Here is a 17,898-nt window from a genome sequence, read left to right on the forward strand (position 1 = left end):
CTTCAATTTCGCTGCGCTTGCCGCGACCAGGCTTCGTCGCGCGCCGAAGGCCTGCGGTCGAGCCGCGCCGAGATGCGTCGGGCGGCCTTGTCGCCGTGACCGGCGCGCATATAGGCGACGATCAGCGTGTCTTCCCATAATTGCCGCTGGGCGTGGCTGCCGCCGATCCGCGTCAGTTCGGAAATCGCAGGTTCGAGCAGGCGGATCGCGCTGCCATTGTCGCCTTCGGCAAACGCCCGGATGCCACGACAGAGATCGATCGCGCAGTCGCCCGGCGCCAGCTTGCCGTCCGCCGCGCGCGCTTGCAGTTGGGCCAGTCGCGTGTCCAGGGCAGCGCTGTCCGTTGTCGCCGCCGCCAGTGCAAAGTGAACGTCGGCAAAATGTGCGCCCGCCTGCGGAAAATATTTCTCGCCATAAGCCGCAACATCCCGCCAATGCGGCTCTAGCCCGGCCTTGCCGGCTAGCGACAATCGCCACAACAGCGAGGCGCCGTCGGTGAAGATGTTCAGCGGCGGATAGGGCCGGCCCGCCGGCTTGATATGCTGTTCATAGATCGCAAGCGCACCATCAAGATCGCCTTCGTCGAGGTGGGTCAGCGCGACGTGCCAGGCGAGATGCCCGTGCAGAAAACTCTTGCGATCATGCGAAGGCATCCATTGCGCGAGAAATTTGCGGCCCACCGCCATGTCGCCTTGCTCGAACATCGCGTGCGAGAGGCCATGCGCGGCGTTGGCGTTTTCGGAACGCAGCCCCATCGCGTGTTCGGACAATGTCCGGCCGGTGGAGAGATTACCCGCCTCGGTGTGCGACCAGCCGAGGTAACTGACGAACCACCAATCCTCGCCATAATGCCGCGCATGGCGTTCGCAGATCGCGAGCTTGGCGGAATCGTGGTCCGGACGGCCCGAGAACGCGTAGAGGCCGAACGCGCCGAGCAGGATCGACAGCACCTGCGCGTCGCGCGGATATTCTTCGAGATGCGCCTCGGCGCCGGTGACAGCGATTTTCGGCTTGCTCTCGATCACGGCGGCCATGATCTCGACATGGTTCTTTTCTCGTGGCGTCGCGCCGGCGGCCAGCTCGCGCGCCTGCGCCGCCGTGGCGCGCGCCTTGCCGCCCTCCATGTTGAGCTGATGCAGCCGGGCGCGACCGATATGCGCCAGCGCAAAGCCCGGATCTTCCGCGATCGCACTGTCGAAAGCGTCCTCGGCGCCGTGCCAGGCCGACAGCATGCAGTCGACGCCGTTGCGATAATGCGCCGCGGCGCGGTCCGATGCGGTCGTCAGCGGAAGATCGTATCTGTCCCGGTTCATTGTTCTTGTCCTTGGGCAGCAAGCGGTGGGGCAAACCTAGCAAGGCGAGAGGCGCGGCATCCACAATATTGTGGCTGCCCGTCTCCAGCCAGTTGAGCGGATGGCGATCCGCCGCTAGCGTGCGCTGCACGATGGGGCTGGCAGACCACATGACCGAGGAATCGCCTGATACCGGCAGGCCGAATGTCGACGTATCGGCGGCACCCGCCGAGGCGGCGGCCGACATGCCGCTGCTCCGGATCGAGGGGGTATCCAAGACATTCGGCAGTTTCCGCGCGGTGGACCGGCTCTCGCTCGACATCGGGGCGGGCGAGTTCTTTGCGCTATTGGGCCCGAGCGGCTGCGGCAAGACCACGCTGCTGCGGATGCTTGCCGGCTTCGAGACGCCGGACGAGGGCCGCGTCCTGCTTGGCGGCCGTGACATCGCGCCGGTGCTGCCGCACGAGCGGCCCGTCAACATGATGTTCCAGAACTACGCGCTGTTTCCGCATCTCAACGTGCGGGACAATATCGCGTTCGGGCTGAAGCGCGCAGGGATGCCGCGCGCCGCCATCGACACCCGCGTGGCCGAGATGGTCGCGCTGGTCAAGCTCGGGGGCATGGAGAAGCGCAAGCCGGACCAGCTTTCCGGCGGCCAGCGGCAGCGCGTGGCGCTGGCGCGCTCACTGGCGCGGCGGCCCAAGGTTCTGTTGCTCGACGAGCCGCTGGCGGCGCTCGACAAAAAGCTGCGTGAGAGCACGCAACTGGAATTGATGGAGCTGCAGCGCCGCCTCGGCATGACCTTCATCATCGTCACCCACGACCAGGAAGAGGCCATGACGATGGCCAACAGAATCGGCGTGATGGATGCCGGCCGGCTCGAACAGGTCGCGACCCCGCGCGACCTTTACGAGGCGCCTGCCTCGCGCTGGGTCGCCGAGTTCGTCGGCGACGTCAACCTGTTCGAGGGCGAAGTCACCTCGCACGAGCATCATCGGCTGACGGTTGCGACCCGGGATGGCGGCGCCATCGTGGTCGCGGAGCCGCGTCAGCCCGTCACGAAGTCCCTGGTATCGGTCGCGATCCGTCCCGAAAAGCTAAAGCTGTCGCGCCGCGGCCCGGCGTCGGACGCGGTCACTTCGGAGGCGATCAACCGGCTCGAAGGCGTCGTCACCGATGTCGGCTATCTCGGCGGCTCGACCGTCTACAAGGTCAAGCTCGATTCCGGTGCGGTGGTGCGTTCGTCGATAGCCAATACCTCGCGGCTCGACAGGGACACCTATAGCGCGGGCCAGCGCGTGGTGGCCTGGTTCAGGCCCGACGATTGCGTGGTGCTGGAGCGATGAGCGCGCGCCGCATCTTTGCGCAGCCGGCGCGCTATGCCGCCATCGCGCCATACCTCTGGATGGTGCTGTTCTTCCTGGTGCCGTTCGGCTTCGTGCTGAAGATCAGCCTGTCGCAGACCGCGATCGCGCAGCCGCCGTATGTCCCGTTGTTCGATTTCAGCGAAGGATGGGCGGCGATCAAGGCGGCCTTCGCGCAGCTTTCGCTGGATAATTTCAAACTGCTGGTCTCGGACAGTCTCTACATCAGCTCTTACCTGCGCAGCCTCGTCGTTGCGGTGACCTCGACATTGATCCTGCTGTTGATCGGTTACCCCATCGCCTATGGCATGGCGCGGCTGCCGCAGCGCTGGCAGGCGATTGCGATGATGCTGGTGATCGTGCCGTTCTGGACCTCGTTCCTGATCCGCATCTATGCCTGGATCAATATTTTGCAGCATGACGGGCTGTTGAATAAGGTTCTGCTCGCGTTGCATCTGGTCTCGACGCCGGTGGTGTGGCTGTCGACCGACACCGCGATGTATATCGGCATCGTCTATTCCTACCTGCCGTTCATGATCCTGCCGCTCTATGCAACGCTCGCCAGGATGGAGTCCTCGCTGCTGGAAGCCGCAAGCGACCTCGGCGCGTCGCCGCTACGGTCCTTCTGGCTGGTGACGTTTCCGCTGTCCCTGCCGGGGGTCGGCGCCGGTGCGCTGCTATGCTTCATCCCGATCGTCGGCGAGTTCGTGATTCCCGATCTGCTCGCCGGCTCGAGTTCGATGATGATCGGCCAGACGTTGTGGCTGGAATTCTTCACCAACAAGGACTGGCCGGTCGCCGCCGCCGCCGCTGTCGCATTGCTGGTGCTGCTCGTGCCGCCATTACTGCTCTACGACCGGCTGCAGCGCCGCACGCTCGGAGGAGCGAACTGATGGGCCGCAAGGCCAACAGGCTATCGCCGTTCAACATCACCGCGCTCGCGCTGGGGATGGCGTTTCTGTATCTGCCGATCGTTATCCTCGTCATCTACTCCTTCAACGATTCGCGGCTGGTCACGGTGTGGGGCGGCTGGTCGTTGCGCTGGTATCGCGAGTTCTTCAACGACCGCGCGATGCTCGATGCGGCCTGGATGAGCCTTCGTGTCGCCGCGGTATCAGCCACGATCGCGACGCTGCTCGGCACGCTGGCGGCGGTCGGGCTGGTCCGCGGCGAGCGCTTCAGGGGCCGGTCGCTATTGTCAGGCATGCTCTATGCGCCGCTGGTGATGCCGGAGGTGATCTCGGGGCTTTCCCTGCTGTTGCTGTTCGTGGCGCTGAACGCCGAACGCGGCTTCTGGACGGTGACGATCGCCCACACCACGCTGACCATGTGCTTCGTGACCGTTGTGGTGCAGTCGCGCCTCGCCTCGCTCGACCGCAGCCTGGAGGAGGCCGCGATGGATCTCGGCTGCGATCCGGTGCAGGCGTTTCTTCGCGTAACGCTGCCGCTGATCATCCCGGCGATTGCCGCCGGCTGGATGCTGGCCTTCACGCTCTCGCTCGACGACGTCGTGATCGCGAGCTTCACCACTGGTCCGGGCTCGGCGACGCTGCCGATCCGGATCTATTCCGAAGTGCGGCTGGGCGTGAAGCCCGAGATCAACGCGATCTGCACCATGGTGATCGCGCTGATCGCGGTGATCATCGTGATCGCTTCACTCGTCTCGAAACTGTCGAGCTCGGAGGCTAAGAGCGCGGCGCCGCTGTAGCTCTCCGTCATTGCGAGCGAAGCGAAGCAATCCACCTCTCCACGCGGGGAGATGGATTGCTTCGTCGCTACGCTCCTCGCAATGACGTTGAAAGATAACGTTCAAGATTTGACCGCGCCCGCGGTCAGTCCCCCCACCATGTAGCGCTTGAACGCGTAGTAGATCGCGGCCGGCGGCAGTGCGTAGATGAAGCCGGTGGTCATCAGCAATTCCCACGGCGAGTCGTCCGCCGCGAGGAAGTTGCCGAGCGCGACGGGAAGCGTGATCTCGGTGTCCTTCGAGAGCAGCAGGAAGGCGTAGAGATACTCGTTCCAGGCGAGCAGGATCGCGTAGGTGCCGATCGCGACCAGCGAGGGCATCATCAGCGGCACATAGACCAGGCGGAACAATTGCAGCGTGGTGGCGCCGTCCATGGTGGCGGCTTCGTCGAGTTCGACCGGCAGCTTGTCGGAGGCCTGCTTCAGCACCCAGATCGCATAGGGCGAGGCGATCGTCACCATCGCCAGGATCAGCGACCAGTGATTGTTCAAGAGGCCGTAAGTACCCATCGTCCGGTACATCGGCACGGCAAGGAACGCCGCCGGAATGAAATAGGTGAGCAGCGCCAGATTCATCACCCACCGGCCGCCGGGCGTGCGCAGCCGCGAGATCGAGAACGCGGCCGCGGTCGCGATCAGCAGCGTCAGCGCGCCCGCGGAAAGCGCTATCACCACCGAATTCCAGAACTGAATCCAGAAATCGCGCAGGAAGTAATGCTGCTGGTAGAACACGATGTGAAAATTATGCAGCGTCGGATGATCCGGCCAGAGCTTGCCGGAGAACGCATCCTGCTTCGGCGAGATCGCGAACAGGAACATGTGGTAGATCGGCACCATGGTCCAGATCAGCACGGGAATGCCGATCAGCAGCAGCTTTGCTTCGGTGCCGATTTCGCGGAGTGTTGGCAGCTTCATCGCGACAACCGTTTCATCATGAAATAGACCAGCGGCAGCACGAACGGCAGCGCGCAGACGATGGATGCCATCGCCAGCGAGAGCTGATCGAGCCGGAGATAGCGGATGCCGAGCGTGGCCAGCACGTGGGTGAGATCGGCGGGGCCGCCGCCGGTGAGCAGATAGACGCTGTTGAAATCGCCGAGTGTCCAGATCATCGAGAGCAGCGTGCAGGTGATGTAGAGCGTCTGCATCGACGGCCAGGTGATGAAGCGGAACTTCTGCCACCAGCTCGCGCCGTCGACCTCGGCCGCCTCATAGAGATCGTGCGAAATGGCGAGCCGCCCGGTCATCAGGATCAGCGTCCAGAACGGCAGCGATTTCCAGATGTGCACGGCGATCGCCATCGAAAGCGCCACCGTCGGATCGTTCAGCCAGTTCGGGCCGTCTTCGCCGGTGAGCCTGAAGATCAGCGTATTGATCATGCCCCATTCGGGATTGAGCATGAAGCGCACGGACAGGATGGTCGGAATCGACGGCACCGCCCAGGGCAGGATGAACAGCACCGACAGCCATTTGATCCAGGTGCGCTGCTGCGCGAAGAAGCCGGACAAAAACAGCGCGATCGCCATCTTGAGATTGATGCCGACCACGAGGAAGATCAGCGTGTTGACGGCGGCGCGCGCGAAGATCGGGTCGTGCCAGAGCGCGACATAGCTCGCCGGATGCCGCGCCAGCCACAGCCCGTAGCCGATCGGATAGACCACGAAGGCGAGAAACACGAGGATATAGGGCGCCAGCAGTACGATGCCCCAGACCTGCGGGGTCGTCAGCCGGGACGAGAGTGGCGGGCTAGCTATTGCAGCATCGGAGCCCGAAACCGTGATTGCCATACGTTTACTCTTAGAACGAGATGCCGGCCGTAGCTACGCCGTCGTCCCTGCGAACGCAGGGACCCATAACCACAGGCTTTTGTTGTTGCGCACAAGCCGTCGACCACCCCCGTCCACAACGACCGCCGCAGCGTATGGGTCCCTGCTTTCGCAGGGACGACGCGGACAGTATCGTGTGGTCGTCCCCTAGCGTGATTGCCATACGTTTACTCTTAAGAAGGAGACGCCGGCCGCGGCTACGCCGTCCCTGCGTTCGGCAGGGACGACGGACATACTTTCGCGGCGGCCGGCATCGGTTACATCAACCCGCGACCTGCTTGATGCGGGCGATCAGTTCGTCGACGGCCTTGTCGACCGGCACCTTCTCGCTCACCACGCGGTTCATCGCCTTGGCCCAGGCGTTCTCGTTGTTGAGGATCGTGAACTTCCAGTTCTTGGTGAAGTCGAACGGCGTGGTGCCGCCGGTGAACTGATTGTACACCGCCTTGCGATGGCGGTCAGCCTGCCAAAACGGGCTCTGCTGGCTGGCCGTCGTCACCGGGAACCAGCGGCCCAGCGCGCCTTCGATATAGGGCCGGACGTTCTCTTCCTGCAGCAGGAACTTGATGAACTCCTTGCCCTCGGCCTTGTTCTTGGCGACCGTGAACATCAGCCCGGTCTTGACGTCGGAGCGGTACTTGATCGGGGTACCGTCCGGCTTGTTCGGGAACGAGGCGGTGATGATGGTCTCGTCATAGTTCTTCTTGCCCTGCGCCCGCTGTTCCGGTGTCAGCGCCGGGTTGTTGGCGTCGTCGAGCCATTTCGCCGCGATCGAGATCGTGAAGTTGTGCGTCATCACGATCGTCTTGTTGTGGAAGGCGACGTTGTTGTCCGGATCCTTCCAGGTGGTGGAGGAGGGCGGCGTGCAGCCCTTGATGTAGGTATCGGTGTAATCCTTCATCGCCTTGATCAGGTTTTCCCGGACTTTGGGATCGTCGACCGTAAGCTTGCCGTCGTCGTCGACGAGCTTGACGTTGTAGGCGTCCATGAAGGTGTAGAACGACTGGAACGAGTCGGTGGATTCCACGCCCATCGGCTGGCCGACGGCGTAGACGCGCTGACCTGTGGCCTTGCGGCTGGCGGACTGCACCTTGTCGCACCAGAACGACCAGTAGTCTTCCCACTTGGTTGGGATGTCGCTCTGCTTGAAGCCGGCCTGCTCCAGCAAGTCCTGCCAGATCTGAACGTGCATGCTCTGCTGCTTGATCGGGAAGCCGTAATAGGCCTTCTTCTTGGCGACGTCGTTATAGAGCAGCGCTGTTTCCAGCGTGTTCGGCGCGAACGCCGATTTCATCGGCGTCAGGATGTCGCCGAGATCCTCGAGCTTGCCCTCGAACGCCCATTTTCCCTGCGCCTGCACGTCGTAGCTGTCGGAATAGGCGACATCGGGCACGGTGCCGGAATCCAGCGCCGCCACCGTCTTCGGGATCATGTCCTGAATCGCGTATTGCGACAGTTCGACCTTGATGCCGGTCTTGGCTTCGAATTTCTTGATCGCCTCCAGGAGGGCGTCGTCCTCGGATTTGTAAAAGCCCTTGCCGAACCAGACGGTGATGGTCTTTTGCTGGGCGAGCGCGGGTGCAGTGGCGTAAAACAGCCCGACCGCAGCGACCGCGAGTGAAAGCCCACCTAATTTTTTGGATATCACGTTGTTCTCCCTTAAAACGCCGGCTTATTAACCGGTTAGCTAATGATAGCGCAACCATCAGGCGTTATCCAGATGGAGCAGGACAAACTTCTGTAGGGGGACATTCCGGGCGCAAATACGGCAAACCGTCGAGAGTGCACCTCGGCGTTTTGGTTCAATCATTTTTTGGTTCAATCATATTGCGCCCTCGGATACCGGAAGCGGGGGAGTTGGCTGACCGCATGGCGCAAACCCGCGTTCTCGCGGCGCGATTGGTCAAGGGCGACGCGGCGCTCCGGGTTTGCCTGCCAGCACCGCCGGGTTCAAGCGGCGACCTCCCGGCCGCGCCGAGCGCGGCCAACATCGCCGACGGACCGCCGGTGACCACGTGAAACGCTTTTGCTGGGGCCAGCGATCACATGAGCCGCGCAGGCGGCGTCGCGGAAAGCCAATTCGACATCGAACAAATCTGCATCAAAGTTTGCCGCGAGCGCGTGCTCGATCACCACAGTGATCTGGCCGACATCGCGCGAGCGATCGCGAGCAAGAGGGCGTGACGCTGATCAGCAGTTAAGCGGCATGATGACAGATCGTTCGGAGGCGTTCCCCTGGCCACGCGCTCGGGCATTTCGCCAGCCTATGCCGTTCTTTCAACTGTGATTGGACGGTGCCGCGATGGTCTTGAACTTGGCGGAGGTGCCGGCTGACGGTTCCTCCAGGAACTCCGTCACGAAGTGACGGGCATAATCAAGGACTGTCAAAGCCTCGGCAGTATTATCGGGTAGCTGCGAGACAATCATGATCGCCTGACGGCGCAGATGGTTGTGTTCTTGCGAATTTGGCATTCCCAAACTCCTTCCCACACCGGTCCCAAAGCCCCCATCGTCGGCCGCCGCCGCCTTGCCGGATTGACGTCGAAATGCGGGGAAGATTGGGCGGCCCGCGGGCCGAAATGCGCACAGGTGACGCCGGGCGGGCTGTGCTGTGCTGTGCTTTTAGCTGGGAACAGCCCCCTCCTGGCGCAGCAAGTAGCCCGCAGAGGGATATGCGGGATCCACTTGCTGGCTGGCCGTTAACGAATGCCGCTAAGCCGCGGCCATGAACTGAACGTGGGCGTTGCATAGGACGGCAGAGGGTTGCAGGGCCAGCGCTGGGGCTGGATCTGTACTAAGCTTCTTTCAACCCATGAATGGTTGGGTTTAACGGAGTGGATTGTGAGGCGACGTGAGTTCATCGCGCTCCTCGGCAGCGCGGCGGCAATGCGACCAGTCAGCGCGCATGCGCAGCGCCCGCCAGAGCGGATCCTCTATTTCACATACTCGGCCGGCTACCGGCATGATGTCATACCGCTTTCCAAGGCAATCCTGACGCAGCTTGGAAGCAATTCGGGGGTCTTTGAAGTCACTGCAACGGAAGACACGTCTGAATTTTCCACCGAAAACCTCCAGCGCTACGCCGCGGTGATGTTCTTCACGTCAGGAGAACTTCCGATGCGCGACGCGCAAAAGACAGCTCTTCTCAACTTTGTGCGTTCGGGCCGTGGCTTCCTCGGCGTTCATTCGGCGACGGACACATTCTACTCCTGGCCTGACTATCTCGATCTGGTCGGCGGCTATTTTAATGGTCATCCCTGGCATCAGGCCGTGACGATCGAGGTGGTCGATCCCAGTGATCCCCTGGTGGCTTTTCTCGGGAATTCATTGCAAGTCGAGGACGAGATCTACCAAATCAGCGACTTCGACTATCGTGGATCACGCGTGCTCCTGCGCCTCGACCCTAGCTCGGTGGACCTTGGCAGGAGCGGCGTGCATCAACGATTCTATGGATGGCCGCTCGCATGGACGCGAACCTACGGCGAGGGGCGCGTATTCTATACGGCGCTGGGCCACGAGCCGTCAGTCTGGCAGGACGCCCGCTACCAGCGAATCCTAGCGAATGCTATCCTTTGGTCTATTCGACGGTCGCCCTAGCAAGCAGCAAGTAGCCCGCATGAGCGCAGCGATATGCGGGGAACTAGATAGCGAAGGCCCCGAATGTTTCCGCGCTCATCCGGGCCATGCTCGCTGATGCGTCAGGCCGCCGATAGCCGCACGCGGAATTTGCTGCCGGTGGCTTCCGCGTAGCGCAGGAGCGTCTTGGTGCTTGGAAGCGTGTGACCGTTTTCAAGCCGCGCGATGGTCGATTGGCTGGTGCCCATCCGGGCCGCAAGCTCGGTCTGCGACAAGCCCGCACGCAGGCGAGCCCTGAGCAACTCGGCGGCAATCTCGAACTCCGGCGCGAGCGCTTCATACTCGGCCTTGACCTTCGGGTTGGCGAGCAGGCGGGCTTTGAGCTTTTCAAACTGAATGGTCATGTGATCTCCTTTGCTCGCCGCAGCGCGAGTTCGATCTCGGTGCGCGGCGTCTTCTGCGTCTTCTTCACGAAAGCGCGAACCACGACGACCCTTCTGCCGATCGCCGTGACATAAAGCGCGCGGGCAATTCCATCGCGTCCCGTCAAACGCAACTCCCAGAGCTTCCCTTCGAGGTGCTTCACGTGCGGTTCGCTCAGGCTTTCCAGCCCCGCTGACGTGATCCGCTCGGCGAGTCGCAAAAACCGCGCCTGCATGTCGGCCGGAAGGACGGCGATCTCTGCGGCGACGGTTTCGTCGAGGATTTCAACTCGCCGAGGCACGGCTGATTATATCTCAATTTTGAGATAAAGAAAAGAGGCAGGGTCATGCGGAGGCCGCTGTCTTTCAATGGCCGCCGACTGAGGCGGCCTTACTTCTCCGGGAGCGAATGCTCGAGGAAAAAACGAAGCATTTCCCTTGTTGCGTCGGGTCCTCGCGGATCCGTGTAGGAGCCCGCAGAGCTGCCTCCGGACCATGCGTGTCCGGCTCCGTGGATATTCCAGTGCTCCAACATTTGCCGTCCATTCGCGTCACTCAGGATCGTTCTTGTATAGGCGTGCCCTCCGGGTACTTGCCCGCGATGCACCTTCTTTTGAGCGCTGATCGTTCTCACGGACTGCTCAAGGATTTGACCGCCGTTATTTGGATGTACGGTAGTGTCGCGATCGCCGTGAAAAACAATGGTCGGGACAGGTGGCCGGTCAGCTGAAATTACCCTGTGATCGGACCCGCCACCTTGTCGCATGGCGACAAACGCAGAGGGAAGGTCCGTGGCAACCCCGCACGCGAGGCCGGAGTGTATGCCGATGGCCGCGTACAGATCGTTGTATGTTGCTCCCATGATAGCGGCGGCGGCCGCTCCGGCCGACAGTCCACCAACGTAGACGCGCTTTGGATCAACCGAATAGTCGCGCATGATCTGGCGAGTGATACCTGCTATCAGCGAGGGTTCACCTCTGCCTCGCTGCTGGTCGGCTGTGCGAAACCAGTTCCAGCATTTCGCCTGGTTGGCCTCGCGGGGCTGTGCAGGATAGGCCACCAAGCAATTTTGTTCTTCTGCGATAAAGTTCATTCGCGTACCGGCGGCGAAATCATCCGGCGACTGGGTACAGCCGTGAAGCATGACGACCAAAGGAAGCGGTTGCTCCTGATAGCGGCTCGGAATGAAGAGCCTGTAGGAACGGCTTCCTGCCGCACTGCTGTACGTGCTTTCGATGAACCGCGCGCCCTCCGGCACGATGTCCGGTGTGGACAGCGGGGCGCGCTTGATTACGCCTCGCAGTCCGATCCCGGAGCGCCCCTTCTTGCGATCCATCAACGCCCGGAGCGTGCGAGGTTGCGTTGAGGTAGTTGGCTCTGATTTTAGATGACTATCCGTCTTCTCAACATTGGCCTTGGCATCAATGATGAGCGGTCCCGCAAGAGCGATGCGACCGCTGGCATGCGATGGCGCGTCTGGCGCACTCTCGCCGCGAAGCATGCGCTGCAGGAGCGCGGTGGCCTCAACGAGATGGCCCGCGCGCGTGAGGCGTGTCGCCTCCTGAATGATGTCCTGGTTCAGCATGGCTTTCACCGTGTCCTGTCGGCTAGGGCGGCCTTGACCGCCGGACTGGCATGCAATGCGCCCAGCACGGAGACTGAGGCGATGGTCGCGCGAGCAAGCTCGGGCGTGACGTCTTGGGCGATGCTGGCAAGGCCCAGAACATTGATGTGCAGCATCTCACCGGCGCGCCGTACGGCTTCGAGATCCTCGCGGCTGTAGTTCCGCAAACCGAGGTCCAGGCTTTTTCGGGCCGTTGACTGCTTTACGACGTCGGCATGACGTTCGAGTTGGTTCCGGATCGCTGTTCGGATGAAATCGGTGCGGTTCGAGTAGAACCCTTCCTGAACCATGAGGTCGACGTGACCAAGGTCGACATAACCAAGATTGATCGTGATTTTCTCTGTTTCAGGCGGCCTGGGTCGAAGTTCCCGGACATTGGTTTCCACAATTGTACCCTCCATAAACCATCTGTATGGATGGTATATGGATGTCTCCGATATCCTTTCAAGGGCCTATCCTTGAAGCAGCGGCCGCCCGCTCAAAACGAATTCGCCAACTCGATCTCCGCCTTCAGCGCCGCAATCCGCCGCTCGGCTTCCTTGGCCGTCAGGTTCTTCTCGAACTGTTTTGGCTGATACGCCTCGGCGCTGAGGGTGCGGAGCGTCGCCAGCTGGCGGGGCGTCATCGGGGCGTCGACCTGGTCGGGGAGGCGGGTCATTTGGAACTTCCTAAGAATCTTTGCTTCGCTGCGGACTCTTAACTTGAAATTTGTTCTTTATTTGTTCTTATAGGGTTCAACCGCAGCGAGGTGGCCCATGGACAACAAGCTCAACGAAATCAGAAGGAAAATCAGGTTCTTACGTTCGGAAATGCTGGGCGCGGAGGATAATATCCGCAAACAGGTCAACCGCGACGAGGACTGTTCGGAGGCCGCGGTTCACCTGATGGCGATGCGGGTCGTCATGCTTGGCCTGATCGGCGAAAGGAACCGTCTCGGCGGCGAGGAACGCCTGCTCAATGTCGATGAGCGGCTGAAGCTGGATGTCCGCTCGGCCAGCAGAAAGCCTTCGACCGGGGCGCCAGCGCGGTTTCCGACGAAAGCCTGCCCCGGACTTGATCCGGGGTGGGGACCGGTTCGCGCCAGGAAAACGCGTCCGATCAAAAATCTGGAGCCCGATCCGATTCAACCGGAACGGAAAAGGCTCGAGGCCGCCGTGAGCGATGAGACGATTCAAGCCCTGCGCCGGCGGATTGGCGAACTGGACCAGCTTGCGCGTCAGCTCAGTCAATCCGGCCTCGACAACGCGCGGGCGCAGCTCCTGCTCTCGCGCAAGCGGGCGGAGCTGGAAGACTTCATCAACAGGGGCCAGCGATGTCAGCACCGCTCAGATGGTACGACCACAACGCGGATAACCCGCCATGGATAAAAGCCCTGGCGGAAGTTCGCATAAGAGCGACGCGGGAAGGCTGGTGCCACGCGCATGTGCAGGCGATCATCGTTGCGATCGATCAGTATGCCGAAGCGGCGCTGGGTAACCGGAGTTATTTTCTCAACAAGCCGTATGGCGTTGGGGGAGGCCGGAATGACAACGTTCCGTGACGGTGTTTGTTGAATTGCAGATTGTTCATCGACCCACCCCATATCGCAGGGTTGAAGTGGGGTAACATATGTGTTACCCTAATCCCATAGTTGATATCCGCTACTACGTCGATGTGGGCGGCGATGCGCCGTTTGCCGAATGGTTTGCGGAGTTAGAGCCGGTGGCAAGCGCCAGGATTGCGCGTGCCATTGCTCGCATGGAGCAAGGCAATTTCTCCAATGCCAAGGGCGTTGGAGAGGGCGTGCAGGAATACAAGATCGATTTTGGTCCGGGCTATCGCGTGTACTTCGGGCTAGACGGCGACACGATCGTCATCTTGCTCACAGGAGGTACGAAGAAGCGGCAGCAACGGGATATCGATGCGGCAAAGGCGTACTGGCGGGACTACAAGCTGAGCAAGCGCGGACGGCGTTGAGGAGAGTGGAGAGACAGATGGCGAAGACAGGAAGCTTCAAGGAGCTGGTGCAGAACCGCGTCAAGAACGACAAGAAGTTTGCCGAAGCGCTTCTTCGAGAAGGCATCGATGCGATGCTGAGCGGGGATGTCGAAACCGGCAAGACGATCCTGCGTGACTATATCAAGGCAACCGTCGGATTTGAAAAGCTTGGCGAAGCGACCGGGACCCAGCCCAAGAGTCTTATCCGGATGTTCGGTCCGCGCGGCAATCCGCAGGCCAAGAACCTCTTTAGCGTTCTCGGTTATCTTCAGAAGCGTGCGGGTTTGGAACTTCACGTCGTATAGAGGACGCGGGGTCACCGACAGCAAGTAGCCCGCATGAGCGCAGCGATATGCGGGAGAATGAGATCCCGGATGTCGCGGAGCCTGTCAGCGGGCGCGCATTCGCGCGACCCGTTGGCTCATCCGGGCTGCGCTTGCTCCGACAGTAGGCGAGGTGATCAATTCGCCTTCGCGCCAGCCGATCCATTCGCCGGCACTGTCGTGTCCGGCACCGCCGGTTGCCGCCCGCCACCGGTAAACCGCTCGATCACCGAGCGCACCGCATCGCGCGTCTTGCGGTCCTTCACGGCATCCAGCAGCGGGGCTGCGCCCGGCGAGCGGCGGATCAGGCTTTCGGGATCGGGGAATACCAGGGGATCGTCCCATGGGCCCTGCACCACGAAGGGCAGCTCAAATCCCTTGTCGCCGCCGGCCGCGGCCGCGGTCAGGCTGGCGACGCCCTTGAGGTCGTATTCGCGGCTCGGCACCGAGGCGGTGCCGGTCAGGGTCAGGCGCGTCGTCGGCCCGTCGACGCGGACGTCCTCGACGGTGGCGATGCCGTCGTTGAAGCGCACCGAGACGTTCAGATTGTCGTAGGGCGTCGAACCTGAGCGCAGATTGCCGCCGCCGGATAGCGGCCGGCGCTCCAGCCGCTTCAGGAGCTGCTCGACATTGAAGCCCGCGATCGCGCCGTCATGGCCCATCAGCGTGGCGGTGCCGTCGAGCGAGGAGGCGAGGCCGAACGGGCTCGAGCCGGAGGCCGTCAGCGAAACCCCGAGATTGCCGCGGCCGGAGAGTTTTGTGATCCCGAACAATTCACTGGCGCAGGCCTGCAGGTCGACATCGGTGAACTGGAACTGCGCCTTGACGTCGGCGATCGCATCCGAACGCGCGATCCCGAACGAACCCTTGGCGATACCGCCATACATCTGCGCTTCGCCGATCGAGAGCGCCAGCGCGCCGCCGCGCAGGTTCGCGCCAAACGCGGTGCGGCCGAGTCTGGTCGGGCCGACCGTCACCCTCGCCGCCGACAGGCGCATGTCGAGATCGGTGGCGGAAAGTGAGGTGAGGTCGAACAATTGCCGATTCCAGTCGCGCGCGCCGCTCGCCAGCAGGCGCACCGTGGAGATGTAGGGCGTGAAATCCAGGTTGCCCGCGGCGAGCGTCGCCTGCAGCGTCTGGCGGCCGTTGTTGGCCACCGTCATCACGCCCTCGGCGACGTTGCCGTCGAGTTCGACATTGACGTTGGTAAGCGCAACTGAGGCGCCGACGACATTGGCGCGGGCTTTCAGCGCGAAACGGCCGAACCCGCCGCTGCCGGGCACCGGCTGTCCCATCCAGCGCAGCGCGTTGCGCAGCGACAGGCTGTCGACGGTGACAGTGCCTTCCATCATCAGGCTGGTGCGGTTGGCGACCGAGCCGTCGAAGGCCAGTTTCAGCGGTGCGCTCACGATGCGCGCCTTCAGGCCCGAGCGGTCGCCCGACAGCATCGCGACGAAATCGCTGGCCGAGATCGAGCCGTCGACGCGTTCGCCGCGCCAGTCGAATTGTCCCGTCGCCGCGAACGAGCGCGAGATCGATGGCCAGGCCAGCGAGAGATCGATGTCGCCGAGCTGCTCTTTGACGTTGTTGGCGGCGTCCTCATATTTGAGCACGCCGTCCTGGATCCTGATTTCGGAGAACGACACCTGGTTTTCGGCGCCGGGCTTCATCGTGCGCGCGATCCGTTCGACGAACGGCGTCCAGTTGCTCTCGCCCCCCGTTTCCCTGATGACGCGGATATGCGGCCGCAACATCATGACATCGGCGATTTCAAAGCGGCGCAGCAGCAATGGCAGCAGGCGCAGGTTCGCGGTCAGCACATCGACCTGCAGCGCGGGGTCGGTGGTGCCGCCGCCCTTCAGCCCGACATTGTGAAAGGAAACGTAGCTGCCCGGAAACACCGAAACGTCGATCGCGCCTGACACGATCAGATCGAGCCCGGTGACATCGCGGATCTGCGCCTCGACCGCCTGCCGCAGCGCATCGCGGTTAAGGAACCAGGAGGTTCCGATCAGAGCGAGCACGGCCACGCCGAACAGCGCCGCAATCGGCATCCCGAGGCGCTTCATTCCTTGGGCCATCGTCAATGACATATCCGGATCTGGCTAAACCGAACTCGGTTGATGCTACGGGTACTTGTTGATTAAGGGTCTATGTTGATTAGGGCAGGCGGCGCAAAGGTTGAGCCCGTGCCAACCCACACAACTTGAAGGGTTTTCTTGACGCTTTCAAGGCCGAGGTGGCGCCCGGCGGGCGGTTCGGCGGCATAATCCACCCGTCATTGACGCACCGCGAAGAATTCGCCTAATAATTCGGACATAAATGCCGGCTTACAGCCGTTCCCTCCATCAGGTCATATTCCATGAACAAGGTTTACCCCGACGCCAAATCGGCACTCGATGGCGTTCTCAAGGACGGCATGATGATCATGTCGGGCGGTTTCGGTCTGTGCGGTATTGCCGAAACGCTGTCGGACGCGATCCGCGATTCCGGCGTCAAGGGTTTGACGGTCGTCTCCAACAATGCGGGCGTCGACGGCATCGGCCTCTCCAGGCTGCTGGAGACGCGGCAGATCAAAAAGATGATCTCGTCCTATGTCGGCGAGAACAAGCTGTTCGCGCAGCAATACCTCGCCGGTGAGCTGGAACTCGAATTCAACCCGCAGGGCACGCTGGCCGAGCGCATCCGCGCCGGCGGCGCCGGTATCCCGGCCTTCTACACCAAGACCGGCGTCGGCACGCTGATCGCCCAAGGCAAGGAAGTGAAGGAATTCGACGGCGAAAAATACATCATGGAGCGCGGCCTGTTCGCCGACCTCGCGATCGTCCACGCCTGGAAGGGCGACACCGCCGGTAACCTGATCTACCGCAAGACCGCGCGCAACTTTAACCCGATGATGGCTACCGCTGCGAAGATCACGGTGGCCGAGGTCGAGCAGCTCGTGCCGGCCGGCGAACTCGATCCTGATCACATCCATACGCCCGGCATTTTCGTCAAACGCATCATCGAAGTGGGCACCGGCAAGAAGCGGATCGAGTTCCGCAACACCCGCCCGCGGCCCGCCGCTTAACCCTCAACTCGAAGCTGGAGAGCCTCATGGCCTGGACCCGTGAACAGATGGCCGCGCGTGCCGCGAAAGAGTTGCGCGACGGCTATTACGTCAATCTCGGCATCGGCATTCCGACGCTGGTTTCGAACTACATCCCCGACGGCATCGACGTGAACCTGCAGAGCGAGAACGGCATGCTCGGCATGGGGCCGTTTCCTTATGAGGGCGAGGAAGACGCCGACCTCATCAACGCCGGCAAGCAGACGGTGAGCGAACTGCCGTCGACCAGCTATTTCTCCTCGGCCGATTCCTTCGGCATGGTGCGCGGCGGCCATATCGATCTGTCGATCCTCGGCGCGATGCAGGTGGCGCAGAACGGCGACCTCGCCAACTGGATGATCCCCGGCAAGATGGTGAAGGGCATGGGCGGCGCGATGGACCTCGTCGCCGGCGTCAAGCGCGTCGTCGTCGTCATGGAGCACTCCGCCAAGGACGGCCCGAAGCTGTTGAAGACGTGCAACCTGCCGCTGACCGGCGAGAAGGTCGTCGACATGGTGGTGACGGATCTCGCGGTCTTCACCATCGACAAGCACGGCAAGGACGGCATGGCGCTGATCGAGCTCGCCGACGGCGTCACGCTGGACGAGGTGAAGGCAAAGACCGAAGCCGAGTTCCGCGTCGCGCTGAAGAACGCCTGAA

Annotated in this window: 22 protein-coding genes; 10 read left to right on the forward strand and 12 right to left on the reverse strand. The window is 62.1% G+C overall.

Annotated elements, in window-relative coordinates; all coding sequences use genetic code 11:
* Positions 1-2: 2 nt before the first annotated feature.
* A complete protein-coding gene (locus KIP88_RS24695) occupies positions 3-1,313 on the reverse strand; it encodes a tetratricopeptide repeat protein (RefSeq protein ID WP_214490638.1) in 1,311 nt (436 codons plus the stop codon).
* Positions 1,314-1,462: 149 nt separating this feature from the next.
* Between KIP88_RS24695 and KIP88_RS24700 the strand changes: the two genes are divergently transcribed.
* The 3 genes from KIP88_RS24700 to KIP88_RS24710 are packed head-to-tail and all read left to right on the forward strand — an operon-like array spanning position 1,463 to position 4,364.
* Positions 1,463-2,638 (forward strand): ABC transporter ATP-binding protein, encoded by a 1,176-nt coding sequence (locus tag KIP88_RS24700; RefSeq protein WP_214490639.1) that lies wholly within the window; start codon positions 1,463-1,465, stop codon positions 2,636-2,638.
* Complete coding sequence (locus tag KIP88_RS24705; RefSeq protein ID WP_214490640.1) at positions 2,635-3,549, forward strand: ABC transporter permease; 915 nt, start codon at positions 2,635-2,637, stop codon at positions 3,547-3,549. The genes KIP88_RS24700 and KIP88_RS24705 overlap by 4 nt, the downstream gene beginning before the upstream one ends.
* Positions 3,549-4,364 carry an ABC transporter permease gene (locus KIP88_RS24710; protein WP_214490641.1) on the forward strand — a complete coding sequence of 272 codons (816 nt, stop codon included), beginning with the start codon at positions 3,549-3,551 and terminating at the stop codon, positions 4,362-4,364. The genes KIP88_RS24705 and KIP88_RS24710 overlap by 1 nt, the downstream gene beginning before the upstream one ends.
* A gap of 101 nt (positions 4,365-4,465) precedes the next feature.
* Here the strand turns inward: KIP88_RS24710 and KIP88_RS24715 are convergent, their stop codons facing one another.
* The 3 genes from KIP88_RS24715 to KIP88_RS24725 form a co-directional block, all read right to left on the reverse strand.
* Positions 4,466-5,317: a carbohydrate ABC transporter permease gene (locus KIP88_RS24715; protein ID WP_214490642.1), complete on the reverse strand. Its 852-nt coding sequence runs from the start codon at positions 5,315-5,317 to the stop codon at positions 4,466-4,468.
* Complete coding sequence (locus KIP88_RS24720) at positions 5,314-6,189, reverse strand: carbohydrate ABC transporter permease (protein ID WP_214490643.1); 876 nt, start codon at positions 6,187-6,189, stop codon at positions 5,314-5,316. Before KIP88_RS24720 ends, KIP88_RS24715 begins: the two co-directional genes overlap by 4 nt.
* Positions 6,190-6,490: 301 nt before the next feature.
* The gene (locus KIP88_RS24725; protein WP_214490644.1) at positions 6,491-7,876 is read right to left on the reverse strand and encodes an ABC transporter substrate-binding protein; all 1,386 of its coding nucleotides are present in this window, start codon (positions 7,874-7,876) and stop codon (positions 6,491-6,493) included.
* Positions 7,877-8,274: 398 nt separating this feature from the next.
* Here KIP88_RS24725 and KIP88_RS24730 point away from each other — a divergent pair, with 398 nt between their 5' ends.
* Positions 8,275-8,412, forward strand: a complete 138-nt coding sequence (locus tag KIP88_RS24730; RefSeq protein WP_214490645.1) for a hypothetical protein — start codon at positions 8,275-8,277, stop codon at positions 8,410-8,412.
* A 93-nt stretch (positions 8,413-8,505) separates the two neighbouring features.
* Here KIP88_RS24730 and KIP88_RS24735 read toward each other — a convergent pair whose 3' ends face one another.
* Positions 8,506-8,700, reverse strand: a complete 195-nt coding sequence (locus KIP88_RS24735; protein WP_214490646.1) for a hypothetical protein — start codon at positions 8,698-8,700, stop codon at positions 8,506-8,508.
* Positions 8,701-9,069: 369 nt separating this feature from the next.
* On the opposite strand from KIP88_RS24735, the gene KIP88_RS24740 reads away from it, so the two are divergent.
* Positions 9,070-9,825 (forward strand): ThuA domain-containing protein, encoded by a 756-nt coding sequence (locus KIP88_RS24740; protein ID WP_214490647.1) that lies wholly within the window; start codon positions 9,070-9,072, stop codon positions 9,823-9,825.
* 101 nt (positions 9,826-9,926) lie between these two features.
* On the opposite strand, the gene KIP88_RS24745 is transcribed toward KIP88_RS24740, so the two are convergent.
* From KIP88_RS24745 to KIP88_RS24770, 6 genes are all read right to left on the reverse strand, one after another.
* Entirely contained in the window at positions 9,927-10,208 is a 282-nt protein-coding gene (locus KIP88_RS24745; RefSeq protein ID WP_214490648.1) for a helix-turn-helix domain-containing protein, read from the reverse strand.
* Positions 10,205-10,528, reverse strand: a complete 324-nt coding sequence (locus tag KIP88_RS24750) for a type II toxin-antitoxin system RelE/ParE family toxin (protein WP_214490649.1) — start codon at positions 10,526-10,528, stop codon at positions 10,205-10,207. Before KIP88_RS24750 ends, KIP88_RS24745 begins: the two co-directional genes overlap by 4 nt.
* A gap of 89 nt (positions 10,529-10,617) precedes the next feature.
* Entirely contained in the window at positions 10,618-11,811 is a 1,194-nt protein-coding gene (locus tag KIP88_RS24755) for a PHB depolymerase family esterase (RefSeq protein ID WP_214490650.1), read from the reverse strand.
* Positions 11,812-11,816: 5 nt separating this feature from the next.
* Positions 11,817-12,236 carry a CopG family transcriptional regulator gene (locus tag KIP88_RS24760; protein ID WP_308163632.1) on the reverse strand — a complete coding sequence of 140 codons (420 nt, stop codon included), beginning with the start codon at positions 12,234-12,236 and terminating at the stop codon, positions 11,817-11,819.
* Between the two features lie 92 nt (positions 12,237-12,328).
* Complete coding sequence (locus tag KIP88_RS24765) at positions 12,329-12,508, reverse strand: DUF3072 domain-containing protein (RefSeq protein WP_249790993.1); 180 nt, start codon at positions 12,506-12,508, stop codon at positions 12,329-12,331.
* 139 nt (positions 12,509-12,647) lie between these two features.
* Complete coding sequence (locus tag KIP88_RS24770) at positions 12,648-13,172, reverse strand: hypothetical protein (protein WP_214490652.1); 525 nt, start codon at positions 13,170-13,172, stop codon at positions 12,648-12,650.
* On the opposite strand from KIP88_RS24770, the gene KIP88_RS24775 reads away from it, so the two are divergent.
* From KIP88_RS24775 to KIP88_RS24785, 3 genes are all read left to right on the forward strand, one after another.
* Positions 13,163-13,390, forward strand: coding sequence for a hypothetical protein (locus KIP88_RS24775; RefSeq protein WP_214490653.1), 228 nt, complete (start codon positions 13,163-13,165; stop codon positions 13,388-13,390). The two genes, KIP88_RS24770 and KIP88_RS24775, sit on opposite strands and share 10 nt — an antisense overlap.
* Positions 13,391-13,458: 68 nt before the next feature.
* The gene (locus KIP88_RS24780) at positions 13,459-13,806 is read left to right on the forward strand and encodes a type II toxin-antitoxin system RelE/ParE family toxin (RefSeq protein ID WP_214490654.1); all 348 of its coding nucleotides are present in this window, start codon (positions 13,459-13,461) and stop codon (positions 13,804-13,806) included.
* 17 nt (positions 13,807-13,823) lie between these two features.
* Positions 13,824-14,132 (forward strand): transcriptional regulator, encoded by a 309-nt coding sequence (locus KIP88_RS24785; protein ID WP_214490655.1) that lies wholly within the window; start codon positions 13,824-13,826, stop codon positions 14,130-14,132.
* A gap of 155 nt (positions 14,133-14,287) precedes the next feature.
* Here KIP88_RS24785 and KIP88_RS24790 read toward each other — a convergent pair whose 3' ends face one another.
* Entirely contained in the window at positions 14,288-16,231 is a 1,944-nt protein-coding gene (locus KIP88_RS24790) for an AsmA family protein (RefSeq protein ID WP_214490731.1), read from the reverse strand.
* Between the two features lie 281 nt (positions 16,232-16,512).
* On the opposite strand from KIP88_RS24790, the gene KIP88_RS24795 reads away from it, so the two are divergent.
* Together KIP88_RS24795 and KIP88_RS24800 are read left to right on the forward strand one after the other, a co-directional pair.
* The gene (locus KIP88_RS24795) at positions 16,513-17,220 is read left to right on the forward strand and encodes a CoA transferase subunit A (RefSeq protein ID WP_214490656.1); all 708 of its coding nucleotides are present in this window, start codon (positions 16,513-16,515) and stop codon (positions 17,218-17,220) included.
* A gap of 26 nt (positions 17,221-17,246) precedes the next feature.
* Positions 17,247-17,897: a 3-oxoacid CoA-transferase subunit B gene (locus tag KIP88_RS24800; protein WP_214490657.1), complete on the forward strand. Its 651-nt coding sequence runs from the start codon at positions 17,247-17,249 to the stop codon at positions 17,895-17,897.
* Position 17,898: the final 1 nt, after the last annotated feature.

It is taken from the genome of Bradyrhizobium sp. SRL28 (genome assembly GCF_018596315.1).
GTDB lineage: Bacteria > Pseudomonadota > Alphaproteobacteria > Rhizobiales > Xanthobacteraceae > Bradyrhizobium.

Coding starts and splice junctions, on each gene's coding strand:
- KIP88_RS24775 (WP_214490653.1), top strand. CDS start 13,163: ATGTCAGCACCGCTCAGATGGTACGACCACAACGCGGATAACCCGCCA.
- KIP88_RS24765 (WP_249790993.1), bottom strand. CDS start 12,508: ATGACCCGCCTCCCCGACCAGGTCGACGCCCCGATGACGCCCCGCCAG.
- KIP88_RS24745 (WP_214490648.1), bottom strand. CDS start 10,208: ATGACCATTCAGTTTGAAAAGCTCAAAGCCCGCCTGCTCGCCAACCCG.
- KIP88_RS24710 (WP_214490641.1), top strand. CDS start 3,549: ATGGGCCGCAAGGCCAACAGGCTATCGCCGTTCAACATCACCGCGCTC.
- KIP88_RS24735 (WP_214490646.1), bottom strand. CDS start 8,700: ATGCCAAATTCGCAAGAACACAACCATCTGCGCCGTCAGGCGATCATG.
- KIP88_RS24755 (WP_214490650.1), bottom strand. CDS start 11,811: ATGCTGAACCAGGACATCATTCAGGAGGCGACACGCCTCACGCGCGCG.
- KIP88_RS24785 (WP_214490655.1), top strand. CDS start 13,824: ATGGCGAAGACAGGAAGCTTCAAGGAGCTGGTGCAGAACCGCGTCAAG.
- KIP88_RS24695 (WP_214490638.1), bottom strand. CDS start 1,313: ATGAACCGGGACAGATACGATCTTCCGCTGACGACCGCATCGGACCGC.
- KIP88_RS24705 (WP_214490640.1), top strand. CDS start 2,635: ATGAGCGCGCGCCGCATCTTTGCGCAGCCGGCGCGCTATGCCGCCATC.
- KIP88_RS24715 (WP_214490642.1), bottom strand. CDS start 5,317: ATGAAGCTGCCAACACTCCGCGAAATCGGCACCGAAGCAAAGCTGCTG.
- KIP88_RS24795 (WP_214490656.1), top strand. CDS start 16,513: ATGAACAAGGTTTACCCCGACGCCAAATCGGCACTCGATGGCGTTCTC.
- KIP88_RS24700 (WP_214490639.1), top strand. CDS start 1,463: ATGACCGAGGAATCGCCTGATACCGGCAGGCCGAATGTCGACGTATCG.
- KIP88_RS24780 (WP_214490654.1), top strand. CDS start 13,459: ATGTGTTACCCTAATCCCATAGTTGATATCCGCTACTACGTCGATGTG.
- KIP88_RS24790 (WP_214490731.1), bottom strand. CDS start 16,231: ATGGCCCAAGGAATGAAGCGCCTCGGGATGCCGATTGCGGCGCTGTTC.
- KIP88_RS24720 (WP_214490643.1), bottom strand. CDS start 6,189: ATGGCAATCACGGTTTCGGGCTCCGATGCTGCAATAGCTAGCCCGCCA.
- KIP88_RS24730 (WP_214490645.1), top strand. CDS start 8,275: ATGAGCCGCGCAGGCGGCGTCGCGGAAAGCCAATTCGACATCGAACAA.
- KIP88_RS24800 (WP_214490657.1), top strand. CDS start 17,247: ATGGCCTGGACCCGTGAACAGATGGCCGCGCGTGCCGCGAAAGAGTTG.